Genomic DNA, 22,033 nt, shown 5'->3' on the forward strand with positions numbered 1-22,033 from the left:
AGATTAAATCTGGTTCAGATTTTTTTCTGCCCAGACTCGTTTACCATCAAGTAACGTGGCCATTGGCGTACGCCCGCAGCACATTTTACCCTGATGAGTTCGCTCATTATTGTAATGCCACAACCAGTTGTCCAGATCCTTTTGTAGACTTTCTAGGTCCTCGTATAACGTCTTACGGAACGCAACCTGATAAAAATCCTGCAAAATAGTTTTATGGAAGCGCTCGCAGATACCGTTTGTCTGCGGAGACATCGCTTTCGTTTTCGTATGGTCTATATCGTTGATAGCCAAGTACAGCTGATAGTCATGTTGTTCCACTTTACCGCAGTACTCCGTCCCCCTGTCCGTCAGTATTCTTAGCATTGGCAGCCCCTGAGCTTCGTAGAACGGCAGCACGCGATCATTGAGCAGGTCGGCGGCAGAGATCGGTGCTTTACTCGTGTAAAGCTTGCAGTGCGCCACTTTCGAGTACGTATCCACGAACGTCTGCTGGTAGATACGGCCAACACCTTTCAGATTACCCACGTAGAAGGTGTCCTGCGACCCCAGATAACCCGGGTGAGCAGTCTCTATTTCACCACAGGCTTCGTCGTCGTGCGCCTTCTTCTCCAGTGCAGCGATTTGAGCATCAGTAAGTACGATGCCTTCTCTGGCAACTTTTTCCTCAAGTGCCTTCAGGCGCTTACGAAAGTTTTCCAGATCGTGTCGTTGCCAGATGGAGCGCACACCGCTGCCAGAAATGAAGACGCCTTTTTTACGCAGCTCATTACTGGTCCGGTGCTGGCCATGAGCCGGGAACTCAATGGCGTAATCAACAACCGCACGTTCAGTGGCTTCATCAGCACGGTTTTTCAGGTTGGGAACCCGGCGATTTTGGTTAACCAGAGCGTCAATGCCGCCTTCTGCCGCCAGTTCCTGATAGCGATAAAACGTGTCGCGTGACACCCCCATGATTTTACAGGCTTTTGATACGTTACCGAGTTCTTCGGCGAGATTGAGCAGGCCGGCTTTGTGTTTGATGATGGGATTGTTAGTATGAAGCATGAGAGTTACCTCGTGTTTTGTATAAGGATTCGACACCCATATCAAAACCGGTAACTCTCAACCTTTCAAGGTCCAGTGTCAGATCAAGTCGCGACTAATACAGCTAATGGCATATCGGCGGACACGACAAAACTTAAGCGCCTGCTTACACACCTGAAGAAGTTTCCCTGCACTCACCGGAACCGTTTTTTTCATTCGGTCGAAACATTGTAGCCAATAGCGAGTTTCACAATCCGATAAAGCCATATCCCCGACGTAAGGGTAGATATGCTTTTTTAATTGTAATAACTGTTTATCAACATCTGTGCGATTGTCCGTTGCGTAATGTTTTATCCAATACTCAATTGCATCTTTAACTGTTACAGGCTTTAGCGATTCTTGCTTGGTAAGCTTCAATTGCCGTTTTGGGTCTTTACCTTCTGACAGCCATGTGCGGCACTCATCACGCCTCTCTCTTGCTCGTTTGAGGCTCATATCTGGGTAACGTCCTAGGGTTACACGCTGTATCGTCCCGCTGTTGCGATAAGTGAACGTCCAGCTAATGCCTCCTACCGTCGACACTCTGACGCTCAATCCTGCGCCATCGGCAAAAAATTCATACTTCTTACGAGGTACTCCTAATAGATTTCTTAGCTTCTTATCCGAGAGTTTGTTTAATTCTCCACCCATTTTGTCATCTATTTGTTATTCGTATTGTTATGCATAATTTACTGCAAAAGCAGCAAAGCATGGAAGCACATAGAAACAACAACAAGATATAATTAGCTGTATTTTAATGTTTATTTACGGTTTTTTGAAAAGCATCTACAGCCATAGAAACAATATGTTGCTTTCTCTGTCTGACACCGTTCAACATCGGCATGATTACCAGTGACAACAGGGGCAGCTATGCAAGAGAGGTTCCGAAGCAGAAACATCTGACTGGCAAGATCTTCACGCAACGCATAGAGCGCAATAACCTGACGCTCCGTACCCGCATTAAACGACTGACGCGTAAAACGATTTGCTTCTCGCGCTCCGTCGAGATTCACGAAAAAGTCATCGGAGCCTTCATCGAAAAACACATGTTCTACTAATTGGAGTCATTACCTGATTTTTAACCCTGTAGTGGTGGCAAAAATGTTGTTTTTCGCTTTTTTTTGTTCTGTTGCCATACGGGAGCGTGACAAGGTCGTCACTTAACCTGATGATTCGTGTGTGTAATCTTGCCACGATGCGTGTTCTGGTGATGAAGTAAGGTATGACTATGCCTCAGCGGCCTACCCAAATCGGTTGACTCCAGCTTCCCATCTAAGGTAAAAAAGCGGTTCGTGCTTCGGTTAAATTTGCAACAAAATGACACGTGTTCCCCCCTGTCCAGACCTTGTATGCATGGCGGTTTCTTTATCGGGGAATATGTGTTAACAGCATAATATAACGAAGTTTTTTACTATAACAGTGTTATATGCAAGTTTTGATTATGCGTCATGGTGATGCAGTACCTGACGCAGCCAGTGATGCGCTTCGCCCGCTCAGTGCGCGCGGTGTTGAAGAGTCGCGTCAGATGGCTTTCTGGCTACATGACCAGGGTGTGGCTATTACGCGTGTTTTGGTGAGTCCTTATGTCCGCGCCCAGCAAACTCTGTCCACCTTGCGTGGTATCCTTTCCCTGTCTGATGAAGACGATTGCCTGCCAGCGCTGACGCCGGTCGGCGATGCCGCATTTGTCAGTGATTACCTGCTGGCGTTGGCCGGTGAGGGGATCGAATCGGAATTGATCGTCTCGCACCTGCCCTTGGTAGGGTATCTGGTGGCGGAACTCAGCCCGCAAACCGGAGCGCCGATGTTTGCCACCTCGGCGGTGGCCTGCGTTACTCTCGATGCGCAGTCGGGGGCTGGTGTGTTCGATTGGCAAATCAGCCCGTCACAGTTGGCGCTTAAATCCTGATCTGAGCTTGCGCCGTCGCAAATGTCAGGCGACAGCGCGCAAGCTGGGTGCATTAGCGCGACGGTTCAGTGCCCGCTTTTATCTGACCGTACGCCGCATCCAGTTCCACCAACACCAAAAGTGCGGCGTCACCGCCGAACTCTTTGGGTGCCTGATGGAAAGCCAGTACATCCGGATGTTGTGCCAGCCAGAGTGGCGTTTGCTGTTTGAGAATATGCTTACCGTGTCCGTGCATCACACAGGCGCAGTAAACGTGTTCACGGCGACAGGCCGCGAGCAGGGCACCTAGCTCTTGCTTGGCTTGCAACTGGGTTAATCCCATATCGTTATACACATCTTTTGGCCATTTTTTGAACAGGATGCTCAGAACCCCGTGAATTAAGGCATTCAAGCCATCCCATTGGCTTTTTGAGGTTCAAAATGCCACTCTGAGATAAACCCGTAACTCATTGATTAAACAGTGCGTTAGAAAGATGTGTATAACGATATGGGTTAATCCGCGCAGATCGAGAAACAGATCTGGGGAATAGTCGCCGCGCCGCAGTTTTTTTAGCTCGTAATGGCTGCTGCCGGGGCGTACGTAACGCGTGGGGCCGTCGCTGTCCAGTTGAGGCTGAAATTCGTCGGAAAAATAAAAGCTGGCATCCACTTGTTCCTGCAACGCCTTGCGCGGCGGCAGCTTATCTTCTACCTGATGGCGCTGGGGACGGTGTACATAGGTATCCTGGCGCAGCGTTTTGGTGCCGGCCACGGAGGCGCGGAATAGCTGTGCGTCGCCATCATTCAACGCGTGTTTTTTACTCATTCGGTCACCCCGGTGTGTCTCTCACGGTCCTTATTACGTCGGCGTATCTGCTTCCCGATGGGGCGGCCTGGCGTTAGGGCATCAATTCATACGGCATTTGCCATAAATGACATGGGCTCCAGTGTAACCTGTAATAGTGCCTGCGCTACCTTTTTAATAGCAAACCCGAAATTGCCAAACAACAGAAGGGGAGAATCGATTGATAGGCAACGCAGAGGATTTCTGCGCGGGCGGGGTGATATCTGCTGATTTGTCGTTGGCTTCATGGCAAACTAAGCGGCATTTCCGGACAGGTGGGGTCTGTGGAGGACTAACTTGGATAAAATTTTCGTCGACGAGGCGGTCAAAGACCTGCATACCTTGCAAGACATGCTGCGCTGGGCGGTAAGCCGTTTTAACGCAGCCGAGCTCTATTATGGACATGGCACCGATAACCCGTGGGATGAAGCGCTGCAACTGGTGCTGCCCACCCTGTATTTGCCCCTTGATTTCCCAGTGGATATGTATGGCTCGCGTCTGACGGTATCGGAGCGCCAGCGTGTGGTTGAGCGCGTTATTCGTCGCGTTAATGAACGTCTGCCAGTGGCTTACCTGACCAACAAAGCGTGGTTTTGCGGGTTGGAGTTTTTTGTTGATGAGCGCGTGTTGGTGCCGCGTTCGCCAATCGGCGAGCTGATTTCACAGCAGTTCGCTGGATTGATCGTCGATGAGCCGCAGCATATTCTCGATCTTTGCACTGGCAGCGGCTGCATCGCGATTGCGTATGCGCACGCCTTCCCCGATGCAGAAGTGGATGCTGTCGATCTCTCCAGCGATGCGTTGGCCGTCGCCGAGCTGAATATCCAGCAACACGGCCTGGAACAGCAGGTCACACCGATTCGTTCCGACTTGTTCCGCGCGCTGCCGCCGATCGCGTATGACCTGATTGTCACCAATCCCCCGTATGTGGATGCGGAAGACATGGCGGATTTGCCACAGGAGTTTCGCCGCGAGCCGGAACTGAGCCTTGCGGCGGGCAATGACGGGCTGGATTTGGTACGCCGCATTTTGGCCTGCGCGCCAGATTACCTTAATGAGCAGGGCGTGCTGATCTGCGAAGTGGGCAACAGCATGGTGCATTTGATGGATCAGTATCCGAATATTCCTTTTACCTGGCTGGAGTTCGAGCACGGTGGTGATGGCGTATTTATGCTGACAAAAGATCAACTGGTGGATTGCCACAGCCATTTTGCGGCGTATCGGCAATAAAAACACCGGTTATGCCGGGCTCGCCCCAGCAATATAAATCATAATGCAGTACAGAATAGCGATGTTACATAGAAAGGAGCCGTGATGGCAGGCAACAGTATTGGCCAGTTCTTCCGCGTCACCACGTTCGGCGAATCCCACGGTATTGCACTGGGATGTATCGTTGATGGCGTACCGCCGGGCATTCCGCTGACTGAAGCGGATCTGCAACGCGATTTGGATCGCCGTCGCCCCGGCACCTCGCGTTATACCACGCAGCGCCGCGAGCCGGATCAGGTGCGTATTTTATCTGGGGTGTTTGAAGGGGTCACCACGGGCACCAGCATTGGCCTGATCATCGAAAATACCGATCAGCGCTCTCAGGATTACAGTGCGATCAAAGACGTGTTCCGCCCTGGTCATGCCGATTATACCTACGAACAAAAATACGGCGTGCGTGACTATCGCGGCGGCGGCCGCTCTTCGGCCCGTGAAACCGCAATGCGTGTGGCCGCTGGTGCCATTGCCAAAAAATACCTGCAAATGATACACGGTATTCAGGTACGTGGTTATCTGGCGCAAATGGGCGATGTCACCTGTGAATTGAAAGCGTGGGATATCGTCGAGCAAAACTCGTTTTTCTGCCCCGACGCCGACAAGATCGATGCGCTGGATGAATTGATGCGTGCCCTGAAAAAAGAGGGTGACTCCATCGGCGCTAAAGTCAGCGTTGTCGCCGAATCGGTGCCCGCTGGTTTGGGTGAGCCAGTGTTTGACCGTTTGGATGCCGACCTGGCCCACGCATTGATGAGTATCAACGCGGTAAAAGGCGTAGAAATCGGCGATGGATTTGCGGTTGTCACCAAACGCGGCAGCGAAAACCGTGATGAAATTACCCCGCAAGGGTTCCAGAGCAACCATGCGGGCGGCGTGTTGGGTGGCATCAGCAGCGGACAGGCGATTGTTGCGCATCTGGCGCTGAAACCCACCTCGAGCATCACGGTGCCGGGGAAAACCATCAACCGCCAGGGTGAAGCAACGGAAATGATCACCCGTGGACGTCACGATCCCTGCGTGGGGATTCGTGTTGTGCCGATTGCGGAGGCAATGATGGCAATTGTATTGATGGATCATCTGTTGCGTCAGCGTGCCCAGTGTGCGGACGTCGTGAGTCAGGCTCCTCGTTGGTAAACTAAACATGAAAAAAGGGTGGGTGGGGGCCATTGCCGTGCTGTTAAGCGCGGGCGTATGGGCAAAAACCCCGTGGCAAGAGATCGCGCATCCGGTGCCGGGTACGGCGCAGGCCATTGGTGCGTTCTCTAACGGTTGTATTGTCGGTGCGCAGCCGTTGCCGTTGGAATCCGTGAATTATCAGGTGATGCGTGTCGATCAACGCCGCTATTTCGGTCATCCGGATTTGCTGGCGTTTATCACGCGACTAAGCGCTAATGTGAAAAAGCAGACTGGCGGTATTGTGCTGGTGGGCGATATGGGAATGCCGGCTGGCGGTCGATTCAGCAGCGGTCATGCCAGTCACCAGTCCGGTCTGGATGCGGATATTTGGTTACAGATGCCGCTGCAACGTTGGACGGCACAGCAACTCCTGAAACCGCAGCCTATCGATTTGGTCGCAGCCAATGGTCGTCAGGTCAACCCACGCTTGTGGCAGCCACAGGTGACGGCGTTGATCAAATTGGCCGCGCAGGATCATGAGGTCACCCGCATCTTTGTCAACCCGGCCATCAAGAAACAGCTGTGTCAGGAAGCGGGACAGGATCGTGACTGGCTGCGCAAAGTGCGTCCCTGGTTTGCTCACAGGGCGCATATGCACGTGCGGTTACGCTGCCCGGCAGACAGCCTGGAATGTCAGGATCAGGACGCGCCACCCGCAGGTGATGGGTGCGGTGCTGAATTGAGCAGTTGGTTTACGCCACGCCAGCCGACCCCTGAAGCGCCAGTGAAAACTCCACCTTCGCTACCGGCCTCGTGCCAGGCATTACTCGATAAACATCTGTTGGTGAACTAAGTCATGGAATGGTTTTTAGTCAGCCCCGAAATGCTCGGGGTGTTGTTTGCTTTTGCAGCACTTGCCGGTTTTATCGATTCTATCGCGGGGGGTGGTGGGTTACTCAGTATTCCAATTCTGCTCTCGGCAGGACTAAGCCCAGCGCAGGCGCTGGCAACCAATAAACTGCAAGCGGTTGGTGGATCTTTTTCTGCCAGTCTCTATTTTGTCCGTCAGCGCGCCGTGAGGTTAAGTGAACAGAAGCTGCCCATCGCCTTGACCTTTTTAGGCTCAACGTTTGGTGCCTGGTTGATTCAGCAGATTCACGCGGATTTTTTGCGCCAGATCCTGCCTGTTCTGGTGATCGGTATCGGGCTCTATTTCCTGTTAATGCCGAAAATTGGCGATGAAGATCGCCAGAAACGTTTGTCGGGCCTTCCGTTTGCCTTTTTGGCGGGCGGGTGTATCGGGTTCTATGACGGTTTTTTTGGCCCTGGCGCTGGTTCGTTCTACGCGCTGGCGTTTGTCACGCTCAGCGGTTTTAGCCTGCCTAAAGCCACGGCGCATGCCAAGGTGCTCAATTTCACTTCCAATTTTGGTGGGTTGCTGTTCTTTATTCTGGGCGGTCAGGTGGTCTGGGGCGTTGGGCTGGTGATGCTGGTCGGGCAGGTGTTGGGTGCCCGCCTCGGTGCTCGCATGGTGCTCAATAAGGGGCAAACGCTGATCCGTCCGATGCTGGTGATTGTGTCTGCCTGTATGAGCGTGAAGTTGATTTATGATAACCACGGCAGCGATATAGCCCAATGGATAGGACACCTCTGGTCATGACCACCTCTAGTGTAAGCACTACGCACGATTACCGCGATCTCATTACTTTGTTCGCACAGTGCTTTGAGCAGGACTATAACACTCGGCTGGTGAAAGGGGATGATGAGCCTATCTATCTGCCTGCTGATGAACAGTTTTCCTATCATCGTATTGTGTTCGCGCACGGGTTTTATGCCAGTGCATTTCATGAAATTTCTCACTGGTGCATTGCCGGTGAGGCGCGACGCAAGCTGGTGGATTTTGGCTATTGGTACTGTCCGGATGGCCGCGATGCGGCAACGCAGGGGCAGTTCGAGCAGGTAGAAATCAAGACACAGGCGTTTGACTGGCTGTTTTGCGTGGCTTCGGGCTTTGCCTTTAATGTCAGTTGCGACAATCTGGAAGGGAGTATTGAGCCGGATCGCATCGCGTTTCAGCGCACCGTACATGCACAAGTGATGACCTATCTGGAGCAAGGTATTCCGGCGCGTCCATTGCGCTTTATTCGTGCATTACAATCGTTTTACAATACGCCGCCGTTGACGGCGGAGCAGTTCCCGTATCCCGCCGATCTCAACTTATGCGGATAAACGTTAATAGTGAGGATGTTAGATGATCGCAGAATGTGAAGCGCGTATTCTTGCGCTGATTGATGATATGGTAGAGCATGCCAGCGATGATGAACTTTTTGCCGGTGGCTACCTGCGCGGTCATTTGACGCTGGGAGTGGCAGAGGCTGAAGAGGAGGGGGATACCTCGGTTCAGGCGCTCTATCAGCGCGTTTGCGACAGCGTACAGCAAGCGATTAAAGGTAATGCCTTCAAATAGTTGGCTTTTGTGATATTCTGCCGCTATTTGAGGTTTCCACGTGGTTACTGTTTTTGTTCATTGGCCTCGCTGCCATTCAGATAAAGTTTATCGACATGGTCTTAGTCCAACTAAGCGCGAACGCTTCCGGTGTCAGTGCTGTCGCCGTGTATTCCAGCTTACCTACCGCTATGAAGCGCGAAAGCCGGGAGTCAAAGAGCAGATCGTTGATATGGCCTTCAACGGTGCCGGTGTTCGCGATACCGCCAGAACGTTGAAAATAGGCATCAATACGGTCATCCGGGCTTTAAAAAGCTCTCGCCCCGCAGGATAACGTCTTCTCCCGTTGCTCACGCCGACGTCGCCCTTATCTGTGAACTTGATGAGCAATGGAGCTTCGTTGGCAGTAAGGCGCTACAGCACTGGCTCTGGTACGCTTACAATACCAAAACGGGCGGTGTTCTGGCCTACACTTTTGGCCCCCGAACCGATGAGACCTGCCGTGAATTGCTGGCTCTGTTGACACCGTTCAACATCGGCATGATTACCAGTGACAACTGGGGCAGCTATGCAAGAGAGGTTCCGAAGCAGAAACATCTGACTGGCAAGATCTTCACGCAACGCATAGAGCGCAATAACCTGACGCTCCGTACCCGCATTAAACGACTGGCGCGTAAAACGATTTGCTTCTCGCGCTCCGTCGAGATCCACGAAAAAGTCATCGGAGCCTTCATCGAAAAACACATGTTCTACTAATTGGAGTCATTACCCTCTTATCGTTATTTCTCACGCTTTCTAAGGTTTTTTATTTTATGAAAAGCTGTTTCTTATTTTTCAAATGAATGTTGCAAACTTTCAGCTGTTAACATTGGCGCTGACAATTGGGTTTTTTTACTAACTAAATTGACAAAAATGTGTGTTGGATCAAAAAATAACCCTATTAACGCTAAGGGGGACCGGGTTTTCCGCACGAAAATGGTATAGTGTTTGTGCATTATCACCTATCCTTTAGCTAGCAGGTTGTTAACAATTACACCCGCCAGAGCCAGACTGACTCGATTTAGCTGAAGTGTGAGAAGTGAGATGTTAACAAAACAGCGTGCATGTTAAGTTATGTGCTGTTATTTTTAGTAAGGTTGAAAAAAGGTTACAAAATAAAGGACGCAACCGCTGCAAAAAGCGCTTAACGTAGATGTATTCCGCACTGTTTGCAGGGTGATTATCCTTCCTTTTAATCGATGTGACGCCTTAACTGCCAATAGAGCAGGTGTTCAACGTCACTTTTGATGAGTAAGCAAGAGTATGTCAACAACGACTGAAATCCTCGCCCATCACTGGGCATTTGCGCTATTCGTTATCATCGCCCTCGGCTTGTGCGGCTTCATGCTGTTGGGCGGGTTCCTGCTAGGTGGGAGAGCCAGGGCAAGGGCAAAGAACGTTTCCTATGAATCCGGGATTGACTCGGTTGGCTCTGCGCGCATGCGCCTGTCCGCCAAGTTCTATATGGTTGCCATGTTTTTCGTTATTTTCGACGTTGAAGCCCTGTATCTCTATGCCTGGGCCGTTTCCATTCGGGAAAGCGGCTGGCTGGGCTTCATCGAAGCTGCCATTTTCATTTTGGTGTTGTTGGCGGGGTTGGTCTACCTGGTTCGTATCGGCGCGCTCGACTGGACGCCGACGCGTTCAAAACGGCAGGTTATCAAGTCTGACTTTCCGGTTAACACTACCAACACTCATCCGCAGTAACAGCGAGGCACTTTAAGATGGACTATACGCTCACCCGCATAGAGCCGGACGGTGAGAATGACCGTTATCCCCTGCAACGCCAGGAGATCGTTACCGATCCTCTGGAACAGCATGTTCACCGTAGTGTCTTCATGGGAAACCTGGAGCATGCTTTACACGACACGGTCAACTGGGGCCGCAAGAATTCACTGTGGCCTTATAACTTCGGTCTTTCCTGCTGCTATGTGGAAATGGTGACCTCGTTCACTGCCGTGCATGACGTGGCGCGCTTTGGCTCTGAAGTATTACGTGCTTCACCGCGTCAGGCTGACTTCATGGTGGTGGCTGGAACCTGTTTTACTAAAATGGCTCCGGTGATCCAACGCCTGTACGAACAGATGCTGGAGCCGAAATGGGTCATTTCCATGGGCGCGTGCGCTAACTCCGGCGGCATGTACGATATCTACTCTGTGGTGCAGGGCGTCGATAAGTTCCTGCCGGTGGACGTCTATATCCCGGGTTGCCCGCCGCGTCCTGAAGCGTATATGCAAGCGCTGTTGCTGCTCAAAGAGTCTATTGGTCAAGAGCGCCGCCCTCTGTCATGGGTGGTGGGAGAGCAGGGCGTGTATCGCGCCAACATGCAATCCGAGCGCGAACGCAAACGTGAAGAACGTATTGCGGTGACGAACCTGCGTTCGCCCGACGAGATTTAATCTGTTAATGGCAAGCAGATTGGCTGCGTAATACTACTCTCACAGGGTAGCAAGATAATAAACGGCAGCCGCACCATTAACAGAATGGCAAAATTACCGTGGTGATATATTTATGACAGATTTAACGACGCACGACCTCGCGCAGCCGGCCTGGGCTACCCGCGATGACCGGGATGATCCCGTCGTTGGCGAGCTGTGTAACCGTTTTGGACCCGAAGCCTTTACCGTGCAGGCAACCCGTACCGGGATGCCGGTTGTATGGGTAAAGCGTGAGCAATTACTGGACGTTGTCACGTTCCTGAAGAAACTCCCCAAACCCTATGTGATGCTGTTCGATCTGCATGGGATGGACGAGCGCCTGCGCACACACCGTGAAGGCTTGCCTGCCGCAGACTACTCTGTCTTCTACCACTTCATCTCCATTGAACGTAATCGCGACATCATGATCAAGTTGCCATTGTCTGAAAATGACCTGCGCCTGCCGACCATGGTGAAACTGTTCCCTAACGCCAACTGGTATGAGCGTGAAGTATGGGACATGTTCGGTATTACGTTTGATGGACACCCGCACCTGACGCGCATCATGATGCCGCAGACGTGGGAAGGTCACCCGCTGCGTAAAGACTACCCGGCGCGTGCCACCGAATTAGATCCCTTTGTGCTGACCAAGCAGAAAGAAGATCTGGAAATGGAATCTCTGACTTTCAAGCCCGAAGACTGGGGCATGAAGCGCGGGACGGAAAACGAAGATTTCATGTTCCTTAACCTCGGTCCGAACCACCCCTCATCACACGGGGCGTTCCGCATCATCCTTCAACTGGATGGTGAAGAGGTTGTCGATTGTATTCCTGATGTGGGCTATCACCACCGTGGTGCGGAGAAAATGGGCGAGCGCCAGTCATGGCACAGCTATATCCCGTATACCGACCGTATCGAGTACCTGGGCGGCTGCGTCAATGAAATGCCCTATGTGTTAGCCGTAGAGAAACTGGCAGGGATCGTGGTGCCGGAACGTGTGAACGTTATCCGCGTCATGCTCTCAGAGCTGTTCAGAATAAACAGCCACCTGCTCTACATCAGTACCTTTATTCAAGACGTCGGTGCCATGACGCCGGTCTTTTTTGCCTTTACCGATCGCCAGAAAATTTATGATTTGGTGGAAGCCATCACCGGTTTCCGTATGCACCCGGCCTGGTTCCGCATCGGTGGAGTGGCACACGATCTGCCGCGCGGCTGGGAACGTCTGCTGCGTGAGTTTTTGGACTGGATGCCCAAGCGTCTGGATACCTACGTTACGGCTGCGCTGAAAAACACCATCCTCAAAGGACGTACTCAAGGCGTAGCGGCGTACAACGCTAAAGAAGCGCTGGAGTGGGGCGTCACTGGGGCGGGGTTGCGTGCTACCGGTATCGCGTTTGACGTGCGTAAATGGCGTCCGTATTCCGGCTATGAAAACTTTGACTTTGAAGTACCGTTCGGCGATGGCATCAGTGACTGCTATGCCCGCGTGATGCTGAAAGTGGAAGAGCTGCGCCAGAGTCTGCGGATTCTGGAACAGTGCCTGAACAATATGCCGGAAGGTCCGTTCAAAGCCGATCACCCGCTGACTACGCCGCCGCCGAAAGAGCGCACGTTGCAGCACATTGAAACGCTGATCAACCACTTCCTCCAGGTGTCCTGGGGCCCGGTGATGCCGGAAAACGAATCGTTCCAGATGATCGAAGCGACGAAAGGCATCAACAGTTATTACCTGACCAGCGACGGCGGCACCATGAGCTACCGCACACGTATTCGCACCCCAAGCTACGCGCACTTGCAGCAGATCCCTTCCGTGATTCGCGGTTGTCTGGTATCTGACCTGATCGTGTACCTCGGGAGTATTGATTTCGTTATGTCAGATGTGGATCGCTAATTATGCATGATCAAGACACTCAACAACCTATTAACGCCGCAGCCGATGCCGCGCCGAACGAGTCTGTTTTTGTATTGAGCGACGCTGAGCTCGATGCCATCGAACATGAAAAACATCACTACGAAGATGCGCGCGCGGCGTCCATCGAAGCGCTGAAAATTGTTCAGAAACATCGTGGCTGGGTGCCGGATGGTGCTATCCATGCCATTGCCGATATTCTGGGGATTCCGGCCAGCGATGTGGAAGGCGTGGCGACGTTTTACAGCCAGATTTTCCGTCAACCGGTTGGGCGTCACGTGATTCGCTATTGCGACAGCGTGGTGTGCTACATCAACGATTTTCAGGGCGTGCAAGCGGCACTGGAACGAAAACTGAAGATCAAGCCCGGTCAAACCACCTTTGACGGTCGTTTTACCCTGTTGCCGACCTGCTGCCTGGGCAACTGTGACAAAGGCCCGTCGATGATGATCGACGAGGATACGCACAGCCATGTCAAGCCTGACGATATCGATTCGCTATTGGAGCCGTATCAATGAGTATGAACAGGATTTTGACGCCCGAACAGCATCCGCTGACCTGGCGTCTGCGTGATGACAAGCAGCCGGTATGGATTGACGAATACCGCGCAAAGAATGGGTATGCGGCGGCGCAGAAAGCGCTCAGCGGCATGGCACAGGATGAAGTGGTTAGCCTGGTAAAAGACGCGGGCCTGAAAGGGCGCGGCGGTGCAGGCTTCTCCACCGGTCTGAAATGGAGCCTAATGCCGAAAGACGAAAGCATGAACATTCGCTATCTGCTGTGTAATGCGGATGAGATGGAGCCGGGCACTTACAAAGACCGTTTGCTGATGGAACAACTGCCGCACCTGCTGGTGGAAGGCATGTTGAACAGCGCATTCGCCCTCAAAGCCTATCGCGGCTATATCTTTCTGCGTGGCGAATACGTAGAGGCTGCCGTTAACCTGCGTCGCGCCATCGAAGAAGCTAAACAGGCGGGCCTGCTTGGTAAAAATATTCTCGGCAGCGGATTCGATTTCGAGCTGTTCGTGCACACCGGTGCCGGGCGCTATATCTGTGGTGAAGAAACCGCGCTGATCAACTCATTGGAAGGCCGCCGCGCGAATCCGCGCTCCAAGCCACCGTTCCCTGCCTCTGCCGGTGCATGGGGCAATCCGACCTGTGTAAACAACGTGGAAACCCTGTGTAACGTGCCTGCGATTATCGCGCACGGTGCCGAATGGTATCAGGGGCTGTCTGCTGGCAAGAGTAAGGATGCGGGCACCAAGCTGATGGGATTCTCTGGCCGTGTGAAAAACCCCGGTTTGTGGGAACTGCCGTTTGGCACCTCAGCGCGTGAGATTTTGGAAGACTACGCGGGCGGCATTCGCGACGGGCTTAAATTCAAAGCCTGGCAGCCGGGCGGCGCGAGTACCGACTTCCTCACCGAAGCGCACCTTGACTTGCCGATGGATTTCGAACATATCGCCAAGGCAGGCAGCCGTCTCGGCACCGCGTTGGCCATGGCGGTCGATCACGAGATCAACATGGTGGGGCTGACTCGCAATCTGGAAGAGTTTTTTGCCCGTGAATCCTGTGGCTGGTGTTCGCCGTGCCGCGATGGTTTACCGTGGAGTGTGAAGATCCTGCGTGCGCTGGAGCGAGGCGAAGGGCAACCCGGCGATATTGAAACGCTGGAGCAACTGTGCCGCTTCCTCGGGCCGGGCAACACCTTCTGCGCCCATGCGCCAGGTGCCGTTGAGCCGCTGCAAAGTGCTATCAAGTATTTCCGTGACGAATTTGAAGCGGGTATTGCGCCGCAATATCTGGGAAATACCAAAGCGATTGGCGGTATTCAGCCGAACCTGCTGAAAGAGCGTTGGTAATCAATCCGACAATAACAGGAGACGAAGCACGTCTCCGCTGGCGGATAGCCTGCTCTTATTACAGAATTTTTGATTAGCGCCTGTGGCAACACGGGCCATTATGGAAGCATGCTGACTATGGCTACGATTCATGTAGACGGCAAAGAGTATGAGGTGAACGGCTCGGACAACCTGCTAGAGGCTTGTCTGACGCTGGGGCTTGATATTCCTTACTTTTGCTGGCATCCCGCGCTGGGTAGCGTCGGTTCCTGCCGCCTCTGCGCGGTGAAGCAGTACCAGAATGCGGAGGACACGCGTGGCCGTCTGGTCATGTCCTGCATGACCCCCGCAACCGATGGCGCGTTTATCGCCATCGACGATGAGGAAGCCAAACTGTTCCGTAAAACCATCGTCGAATTCCTGATGACCAACCACCCGCACGACTGCCCGGTCTGCGAAGAGGGTGGCAACTGTCATTTGCAGGATATGACGGTGATGACGGGACACAACTTCCGCCGTTATCGCTTTACCAAACGTACTCACCGCAATCAGGATCTGGGGCCGTTTATCTCTCATGATATGAACCGCTGCATCGCCTGCTATCGCTGTGTGCGCTACTACAAGGATTACGCCGGTGGCACCGATCTGGGTGTGTATGGTGCCCATGACAACGTCTACTTTGGCCGTCCTGAAGATGGCGTACTGGAAAGCGAATTTTCCGGCAACCTGGTCGAAGTGTGTCCTACCGGGGTGTTCACCGATAAAACCCACTCTGCGCGCTATAACCGCAAATGGGATATGCAGTTTGCGCCCAGTGTCTGCCAGCAGTGCAGCGTCGGGTGTAACACCAGCCCGGGCGAACGTTACGGTGAGCTGCGTCGTATCGAAAACCGCTACAACGGTAGCGTGAACCACTATTTCCTGTGTGACCGTGGCCGTTTTGGTTATGGCTACGTCAACGCGAAAGATCGTCCGCGTCAGCCATTGCAGCGTCGTGGCGATGACTGGATTGCCCTGAACGCCGATCAAGCGCTGCAAGGGGCGGCTGATGTGCTGCGCCAGTCAAAACGTGTCATCGGCATTGGCTCTCCGCGTGCCAGCGTAGAAAGCAACTTTGCGCTGCGTGAACTGGTGGGCGCGGAAAGCTTCTACACCGGTATTGCTCACGCTGAGCAGGCGCGTCTACAACTGATCCTCAACGTGTTGCGCGACAGCGGTGTACGCACCCCGATGCTGCGTGATATCGAAAGCTATGACGCCGTGCTGGTGCTGGGTGAAGATTTGACCCAAACCGGCGCGCGTATCGCGCTGGCGGTACGTCAGGCGGTGAAGGGGAAAGCGCGTGAAATGGCGGCTGCGCAAAAAGTAGCAGACTGGCAGATTGCGGCAATTCTCAACATCGGTCAACACGCCAAGCATCCGCTGTTTATGACATCGGTAGATAAAACGCGTCTGGATGATATCGCTGCCTGGAACTACCGTGCACCGGTAGAGGATCAGGCGCGCTTTGGCTTCGCCATCGCTCATGCGTTGGATGAAAATGCCCCGACAGTCACCGATTTGGATGCTTCTCTGGCACCGAAAGTTGACGTTATCGTGCAGGCACTGGCTGGTGCGAAAAAACCGCTGATTATCTCTGGTACCCATTCTGGTAGCGAAGCGATTATCGAAGCGGCTGCCAACGTGGCGAAAGCGCTTAAACAACGCGGTTCTGATGTCGGAGTGACCTTTGTTGCCTCCGCTGCAAACAGTATTGGCCTGTCAATGATTGGCGGCGATTCGCTGGACGATGCGCTGGCACAGTTGGAGAGCGGTGCTGCCGATAGCGCGGTGGTGCTGGAAAACGATCTCTATCGTCATGCCCCGCAGGCACGTGTGGATGCGGCGCTGGCTAAAGCCACCAATCTGATCGTGCTGGATCATCAGCGCACCGCGATCATGGATAAAGCGTCGTTGATTCTCTCTGCCGCCAGCTTTGCTGAAAGCGACGGTACGCTGATCAATCAGGAAGGCCGCGCTCAGCGTTTCTTCCAGGTGTACGATCCGGCCTACTATGACAACAGCGTGGTAATGCTGGAAAGCTGGCGTTGGTTGCATTCGCTGGCGACCATCTATCAGAGTCGTAAGGTCGATTGGACACAACTGGATCACGTGATTGATGCCTGTGTGACGGCGTTGCCGCAGTTAGCAGGTATCAAAGACGCTGCGCCAGACGCCAATTTCCGTATCAACGGGCAGAAACTGGCACGTTCACCCAATCGCTCCAGTGGCCGTACCTCAATGCGCGCCAATATCAGCGTGCATGAACCGCGTCAGCCACAAGATAAAGACACGATGTTCGCCTTCTCAATGGAAGGAAACAACAGCCCGACAGCCGCGCGCCAGCAGATTCCGTTTGCCTGGTCTCCCGGTTGGAACTCACCTCAGGCATGGAACAAATTCCAGGACGAAGTGGGCGGTCACCTTCGCCACGGCGATCCGGGTGTGCGCTTGATCGAAGCGGGCGAAGGCCAACTGGGTTACTTCGACGCCATTCCGGCAGCGTTTAACGCACAGCCTGGACAGTGGCGTGTAGCACCTTACTACCACCTGTTCGGCAGTGAAGAGATGACACAGCGCTCTACATTTATCCAACAACGTATGGATGAGGCTTACGTGATGGTCAGTCTCGCCGATGCGGCGCTGCTGGGCGTTAACGCAGGCGCGCTGCTTGAGCTGCGCTGTCAGGGGCAGACCCTGCGTCTGCCGCTGCGCCTGAGCGACGCTTTGCGTCAGGGACAGGTTGGATTGCCGTTAGGGTTCCCGGGTATTGCGCCGTCTTTGGCAGGGGCAACCATTGAAAGTCTGCGGGAGGCTGCACAATGAGCTGGTTAACACCGGAGGTTATGGATACCTTGATCGCCGTCGGCAAAGCCGTGGTGATCCTGCTGGTGGTAGTCACCTGCGGCGCATTCATGAGTATGGGCGAACGTCGTCTTCTCGGGCTGTTCCAGGGGCGTTACGGTCCAAACCGTGTAGGCTGGGGCGGGTCGTTGCAGCTGGTCGCTGACATGATCAAGATGTTCTTCAAAGAGGACTGGGTGCCGCGCTTTACCGACCGCGTAATTTTCACGCTGGCACCGGTGATTGCCTTTACTTCGCTATTGCTTTCGTTTGCCATTGTGCCGGTTACTCCGACCTGGGGTGTTGCCGATTTAAACATCGGCCTGCTGTTCTTCCTGATGATGGCGGGGCTGGCGGTGTATGCCGTGCTGTTCGCCGGTTGGGCGAGCGGTAACAAATACTCTCTGTTGGGGGCGGTGCGTGCATCAGCACAAACGCTGAGCTACGAAGTGTTTCTCGGCCTATCGCTGATGGGTGTGGTCGCACAGACGGGCTCGTTCAACATGCGCGATATCGTCGAATCCCAAGCGCACTTATGGAACGTGATTCCGCAGTTCTTCGGTTTTGTGACGTTTGCTATCGCCGGTGTGGCGGTGTGTCACCGCCATCCTTTCGACCAACCGGAAGCGGAGCAGGAACTGGCGGATGGTTACCACATTGAATATTCCGGTATGAAATTCGGTCTGTTCTTCGTGGGGGAATACATTGGCATCGTGACCGTATCGGCTCTGATGGTAACGCTGTTCTTCGGTGGCTGGCATGGGCTATTCTTACCGCCTTTCGTTTGGTTTGCGCTGAAAACCGGCTTCTTCATGATGATGTTCATCCTGATCCGTGCCTCGTTGCCGCGTCCGCGCTATGACCAGGTGATGACCTTCGGGTGGACCGTCTGTTTGCCGTTAACGCTGCTCAATCTGTTGGCGACGGCGGCCGTGATTTTGTACAACGCACACTAAAGGGAACTGAACCATGAAGATAAAAGACATTGTGGTTGGTTTCGGTACCCAGGTACGCAGTATCTGTATGGTCGGGTCCAACGCCTTCAAAAAGCGTGAAACCAAAATGTATCCGGAAGAGCCGGTTAACCCACCCCCACGCTACCGTGGCCGTATTGTGCTGACGCGCGATCCGGATGGTGAGGAGCGCTGTGTTGCTTGTAACCTGTGCGCCGTGGCCTGTCCGGTCGGCTGTATCTCGTTGCAGAAAGCGGAAATGAAGGATGGCCGCTGGTATCCCGAATTTTTCCGCATCAACTTCTCGCGTTGCATTTTTTGCGGGTTTTGCGAAGAAGCGTGCCCGACCACCGCGATTCAGCTGACGCCGGATTTTGAAATGGGCGAGTACAAGCGCCAGGATCTGGTGTACGAAAAACAGGATCTGTTGATCTCAGGGCCCGGTAAATACCCGGAATACAACTTCTACCGGATGGCGGGTATGGCTATCGATGGGAAAGAGAAGGGCGACGCCGAAAACGAAGCCAAACCCATTGATGTCAAAGGCCTGTTGCCCTAAGGAGCCGAGCATGGAATTCGCGTTTTATGCATCGGGGTTAATCGCCATTCTGGCGACCATACGTGTGATTACCCACACTAACCCCGTACATGCATTGTTGTATTTAATCGTCTCGCTGCTGGCTATCTCCGGCGTATTTTTCTCGCTGGGGGCCTATTTCGCCGGTGCGGTGGAAATCATCGTTTATGCCGGTGCCATCATGGTGCTGTTCGTGTTTGTGGTGATGATACTCAACCTTGGCAACAGCGTAACCGAGCAGGAAAGCGCCTGGCTGAAGCCGGGGGTGTGGATTGGTCCTGGTCTGCTTTCGCTGCTGCTGCTGATTGTGGTGGTCAGGTCGATTTTCAGCCTAAGCGGCGCGGAAATTTCCGGTGCGGTAATCGACGCCAAAGCCGTGGGGATCACGCTGTTTGGGCCGTATGTGCTGGCGGTTGAACTGGCCTCCATGCTGCTGCTGGCCGGGCTGGTGGTTGCGTTCCACGTAGGCCGTGAAGACAAAATGCTCGATAAGCAGCCGAAAGAAGATGCAGAGAAAAAACTGGTGGAGGAGCGAGCATGATCCCGTTACAACATGGGCTGGCCTTGGCTGCCATTTTATTTCTGCTCGGGCTGACTGGTCTGATTATTCGGCGTAACCTATTTTTTATGCTGATCAGTCTGGAAGTGATGATCAATGCCGCCGCGCTGGCGTTTGTGGTTGCCGGCAGCTATTGGGGGCACGCGGATGGACAGGTGATGTATGTTCTGGCGATCACGCTGGCGGCAGCGGAAGCCAGTATCGGTCTGGCGCTCTTGCTCCAGATGTATCGCCGTCGTCATACCCTGAATATCGATACTGTCAGTGAGATGCGCGGATGAACTTACTCTACTTAACAATATTATTCCCGCTGCTCGGCTTTTTACTGTTGGCATTTTCACGCGGTCGTTGGTCGGAAAACACCGCCGCTACCGTGGGCGTAGGTTCTATCGGGTTGGCCGCATTGACCACCTGCTGGGTCGCGATTGATTTCTTTGTGCAGCACCATGAAGGCGGCGTAACCTTTTTCAATCAACATCTGTGGACCTGGATGGCTGTAGGCAACTTTGATATTGCCTTCCGTCTGGCGCTGGATGGCCTGTCTCTTACCATGCTGTCGGTGGTTACGGGGGTAGGCTTCTTTATCCATCTGTTTGCCTCCTGGTACATGCGTGGTGAAGAGGGGTACTCTCGCTTCTTCGCCTACACCAACCTGTTTATTGCCAGCATGGTGATTCTGGTGTTGGCGGACAACCTGCTGCTGATGTATCTCGGCTGGGAAGGGGTAGGGCTCTGCAGTTATCTGCTGATCGGTTTCTACTACACCAATCCGAAGAACGGTGCAGCGGCGATGAAAGCCTTCGTCGTGACGCGCGTCGGTGACGTGTTCCTGGCGTTCGCGCTGTTCATCCTGTTCAAAGAGCTGGGCACGCTCAATTTCCGCGAACTGATAGTGTTGGCACCGCAGAAACTGGCAGAAGGGTCTCCGGCGATTACCTGGGCAACGCTGATGTTGCTGGGCGGCGCTGTGGGTAAATCTGCCCAGTTGCCGCTGCAAACTTGGCTGGCGGATGCGATGGCAGGTCCGACTCCCGTCTCTGCGTTGATTCACGCTGCGACGATGGTGACGGCAGGGGTTTACCTGATTGCCCGTACGCACGGCTTGTTCCTGATGGCGCCAGATATGCTGCATCTGGTGGGCGTTGTCGGTGCCGTAACACTGGTGCTGGCGGGGTTTGCCGCACTGGTACAGAGCGACATCAAACGCGTGTTGGCCTACTCCACCATGAGCCAGATCGGTTACATGTTCCTGGCGTTGGGCGTGCAGGCGTGGGACGCGGCGATTTTCCACCTAATGACGCATGCCTTCTTTAAAGCATTGCTGTTCCTGGCCTCCGGCTCGGTGATTCTTGCCTGCCATCACGAACAGAACATCTTCAAGATGGGCGGGCTGCGTAAAACGATTCCGCTGGTGTATGTCAGCTTCCTGATTGGCGGCTCGGCGTTGGCAGCGCTGCCGTTGGTTACCGCAGGCTTCTTCAGTAAAGATGAAGTTCTGGCGGGCGCCTGGGCTAACGGTCATATGGATCTGATGATGGCGGGGCTGGCCGGGGCGTTTATGACGTCGCTTTATACCTTCCGCATGATTTTCATCGTGTTCCATGGTGAAGCGAAGACCAAAGCGCACGCAGGCAAAGGACTGTCTCACCACATTCCTTTGCTGGTGCTGATGGTGCTCTCCACTTTCGTTGGTGCACTGATTGTGCCGCCGTTGCACGGCGTGCTGCCGCAGACCACGGAACTCGGCCATGACCGTACTTTGACGCTGGAAATCGCGTCTGGCGTGGTAGCGATTGCCGGTATTCTGCTGGCTGCCGTGCTGTGGCTGGGTAAACGTCAGTTCGTGACCAGCGTAGCGCAGAGTGCACCGGGTCGCTTCTTCTCCACTTGGTGGTTCCACGCCTGGGGATTTGACTGGCTGTATGACAAAGTCTTCGTACAACCGTATCTGGCGATTGCCAAACTGCTACAGCGCGATCCGTTGAACGCGATGATGGGCTTGCCTGCCGTGGTGGTGCGTTGGGGCAACAAAGGGTTGACCGTCAGTCAGAATGGTCAACTGCGCTGGTATGTTGCGTCAATGGGCGTAGGGGCGCTTGTGGTGCTGGCATTGTTACAGTTTATCTGATGGCCTGTTATTTGATGAAACAGTGCCGTGAGATAAACGCGATGAAAGACACGCAGTAATGATGCGCAGGGGCGGGAGGCCAAGAGTAATGGCTTCCGCC

19 protein-coding genes and 5 pseudogenes are annotated in these 22,033 nt (G+C 53.7%); 20 read left to right on the forward strand and 4 right to left on the reverse strand.

The window, feature by feature from the left end:
- Positions 1–3: 3 nt before the first annotated feature.
- Positions 4–1,044, reverse strand: coding sequence for an IS481 family transposase (locus ACWWJF_RS19310; protein WP_455868660.1), 1,041 nt, complete (start codon positions 1,042–1,044; stop codon positions 4–6).
- A gap of 84 nt (positions 1,045–1,128) precedes the next feature.
- Positions 1,129–1,713: pseudogene (locus ACWWJF_RS19315) on the reverse strand (tyrosine-type recombinase/integrase); the annotation flags it as partial.
- Between the two features lie 170 nt (positions 1,714–1,883).
- On the opposite strand from ACWWJF_RS19315, the pseudogene ACWWJF_RS19320 reads away from it, so the two are divergent.
- A pseudogene (locus ACWWJF_RS19320) lies at positions 1,884–2,120 on the forward strand (IS1 family transposase); the annotation flags it as partial.
- Positions 2,121–2,488: 368 nt separating this feature from the next.
- A complete protein-coding gene (gene sixA, locus ACWWJF_RS19325; protein ID WP_455870333.1) occupies positions 2,489–2,971 on the forward strand; it encodes a phosphohistidine phosphatase SixA in 483 nt (160 codons plus the stop codon).
- 52 nt (positions 2,972–3,023) lie between these two features.
- On the opposite strand, the pseudogene smrB reads toward sixA, so the two are convergent.
- A pseudogene (smrB, locus tag ACWWJF_RS19330) lies at positions 3,024–3,290 on the reverse strand (endonuclease SmrB); the annotation flags it as partial.
- Positions 3,291–3,470: 180 nt separating this feature from the next.
- A pseudogene (locus tag ACWWJF_RS19335) lies at positions 3,471–3,776 on the reverse strand (endonuclease SmrB); the annotation flags it as partial.
- A 315-nt stretch (positions 3,777–4,091) separates the two neighbouring features.
- Here ACWWJF_RS19335 and prmB point away from each other — a divergent pair.
- From prmB to nuoL, 18 genes and pseudogenes are all read left to right on the forward strand, one after another.
- Entirely contained in the window at positions 4,092–5,024 is a 933-nt protein-coding gene (gene prmB, locus ACWWJF_RS19340) for a 50S ribosomal protein L3 N(5)-glutamine methyltransferase (RefSeq protein WP_455870334.1), read from the forward strand.
- Between the two features lie 84 nt (positions 5,025–5,108).
- Entirely contained in the window at positions 5,109–6,194 is a 1,086-nt protein-coding gene (aroC, locus tag ACWWJF_RS19345) for a chorismate synthase (RefSeq protein ID WP_455871177.1), read from the forward strand.
- Positions 6,195–6,201: 7 nt separating this feature from the next.
- On the forward strand, positions 6,202–7,029 hold the full coding sequence (gene mepA / locus ACWWJF_RS19350) for a penicillin-insensitive murein endopeptidase (RefSeq protein WP_455870335.1): 828 nt from the start codon (positions 6,202–6,204) through the stop codon (positions 7,027–7,029).
- A 3-nt stretch (positions 7,030–7,032) separates the two neighbouring features.
- Complete coding sequence (locus ACWWJF_RS19355; RefSeq protein WP_455870336.1) at positions 7,033–7,836, forward strand: sulfite exporter TauE/SafE family protein; 804 nt, start codon at positions 7,033–7,035, stop codon at positions 7,834–7,836.
- Positions 7,833–8,405, forward strand: coding sequence for an elongation factor P hydroxylase (locus ACWWJF_RS19360; RefSeq protein ID WP_455870337.1), 573 nt, complete (start codon positions 7,833–7,835; stop codon positions 8,403–8,405). Before ACWWJF_RS19355 ends, ACWWJF_RS19360 begins: the two co-directional genes overlap by 4 nt.
- Positions 8,406–8,427: 22 nt before the next feature.
- A pseudogene (locus ACWWJF_RS19365) lies at positions 8,428–8,625 on the forward strand (YfcL family protein); the annotation flags it as partial.
- A gap of 58 nt (positions 8,626–8,683) precedes the next feature.
- Positions 8,684–9,378 (forward strand): IS1 family transposase gene (locus ACWWJF_RS19370; RefSeq protein WP_455870338.1). Its coding sequence is split into 2 segments (ribosomal slippage): positions 8,684–8,924 and positions 8,924–9,378, totalling 696 coding nucleotides; the frame shifts between segments, so codons are not numbered across the junction.
- 546 nt (positions 9,379–9,924) lie between these two features.
- The gene (locus ACWWJF_RS19375; RefSeq protein ID WP_455870339.1) at positions 9,925–10,368 is read left to right on the forward strand and encodes an NADH-quinone oxidoreductase subunit A; all 444 of its coding nucleotides are present in this window, start codon (positions 9,925–9,927) and stop codon (positions 10,366–10,368) included.
- 17 nt (positions 10,369–10,385) lie between these two features.
- Positions 10,386–11,060, forward strand: a complete 675-nt coding sequence (locus ACWWJF_RS19380) for a NuoB/complex I 20 kDa subunit family protein (protein ID WP_222157560.1) — start codon at positions 10,386–10,388, stop codon at positions 11,058–11,060.
- 112 nt (positions 11,061–11,172) lie between these two features.
- Positions 11,173–12,972, forward strand: a complete 1,800-nt coding sequence (gene nuoC, locus ACWWJF_RS19385; RefSeq protein ID WP_455870340.1) for an NADH-quinone oxidoreductase subunit C/D — start codon at positions 11,173–11,175, stop codon at positions 12,970–12,972.
- A gap of 2 nt (positions 12,973–12,974) precedes the next feature.
- Complete coding sequence (gene nuoE, locus ACWWJF_RS19390; protein WP_455870341.1) at positions 12,975–13,508, forward strand: NADH-quinone oxidoreductase subunit NuoE; 534 nt, start codon at positions 12,975–12,977, stop codon at positions 13,506–13,508.
- Entirely contained in the window at positions 13,505–14,854 is a 1,350-nt protein-coding gene (gene nuoF / locus ACWWJF_RS19395) for an NADH-quinone oxidoreductase subunit NuoF (RefSeq protein ID WP_455870342.1), read from the forward strand. The genes nuoE and nuoF overlap by 4 nt, the downstream gene beginning before the upstream one ends.
- 117 nt (positions 14,855–14,971) lie before the next feature.
- Positions 14,972–17,698, forward strand: coding sequence for an NADH-quinone oxidoreductase subunit NuoG (gene nuoG, locus ACWWJF_RS19400; protein ID WP_455870343.1), 2,727 nt, complete (start codon positions 14,972–14,974; stop codon positions 17,696–17,698).
- On the forward strand, positions 17,695–18,672 hold the full coding sequence (gene nuoH / locus ACWWJF_RS19405; protein ID WP_455870344.1) for an NADH-quinone oxidoreductase subunit NuoH: 978 nt from the start codon (positions 17,695–17,697) through the stop codon (positions 18,670–18,672). Before nuoG ends, nuoH begins: the two co-directional genes overlap by 4 nt.
- Positions 18,673–18,685: 13 nt before the next feature.
- Positions 18,686–19,228, forward strand: a complete 543-nt coding sequence (nuoI, locus tag ACWWJF_RS19410) for an NADH-quinone oxidoreductase subunit NuoI (RefSeq protein ID WP_222157554.1) — start codon at positions 18,686–18,688, stop codon at positions 19,226–19,228.
- Positions 19,229–19,238: 10 nt separating this feature from the next.
- Complete coding sequence (gene nuoJ, locus ACWWJF_RS19415) at positions 19,239–19,787, forward strand: NADH-quinone oxidoreductase subunit J (protein WP_455870345.1); 549 nt, start codon at positions 19,239–19,241, stop codon at positions 19,785–19,787.
- Entirely contained in the window at positions 19,784–20,086 is a 303-nt protein-coding gene (gene nuoK / locus ACWWJF_RS19420; RefSeq protein ID WP_455870346.1) for an NADH-quinone oxidoreductase subunit NuoK, read from the forward strand. The genes nuoJ and nuoK overlap by 4 nt, the downstream gene beginning before the upstream one ends.
- Entirely contained in the window at positions 20,083–21,933 is a 1,851-nt protein-coding gene (gene nuoL, locus ACWWJF_RS19425) for an NADH-quinone oxidoreductase subunit L (RefSeq protein WP_455870347.1), read from the forward strand. The genes nuoK and nuoL overlap by 4 nt, the downstream gene beginning before the upstream one ends.
- The last annotated feature ends 100 nt before the right edge of the window (positions 21,934–22,033 follow it).

Source organism: Symbiopectobacterium sp. Eva_TO, assembly GCF_053848865.1.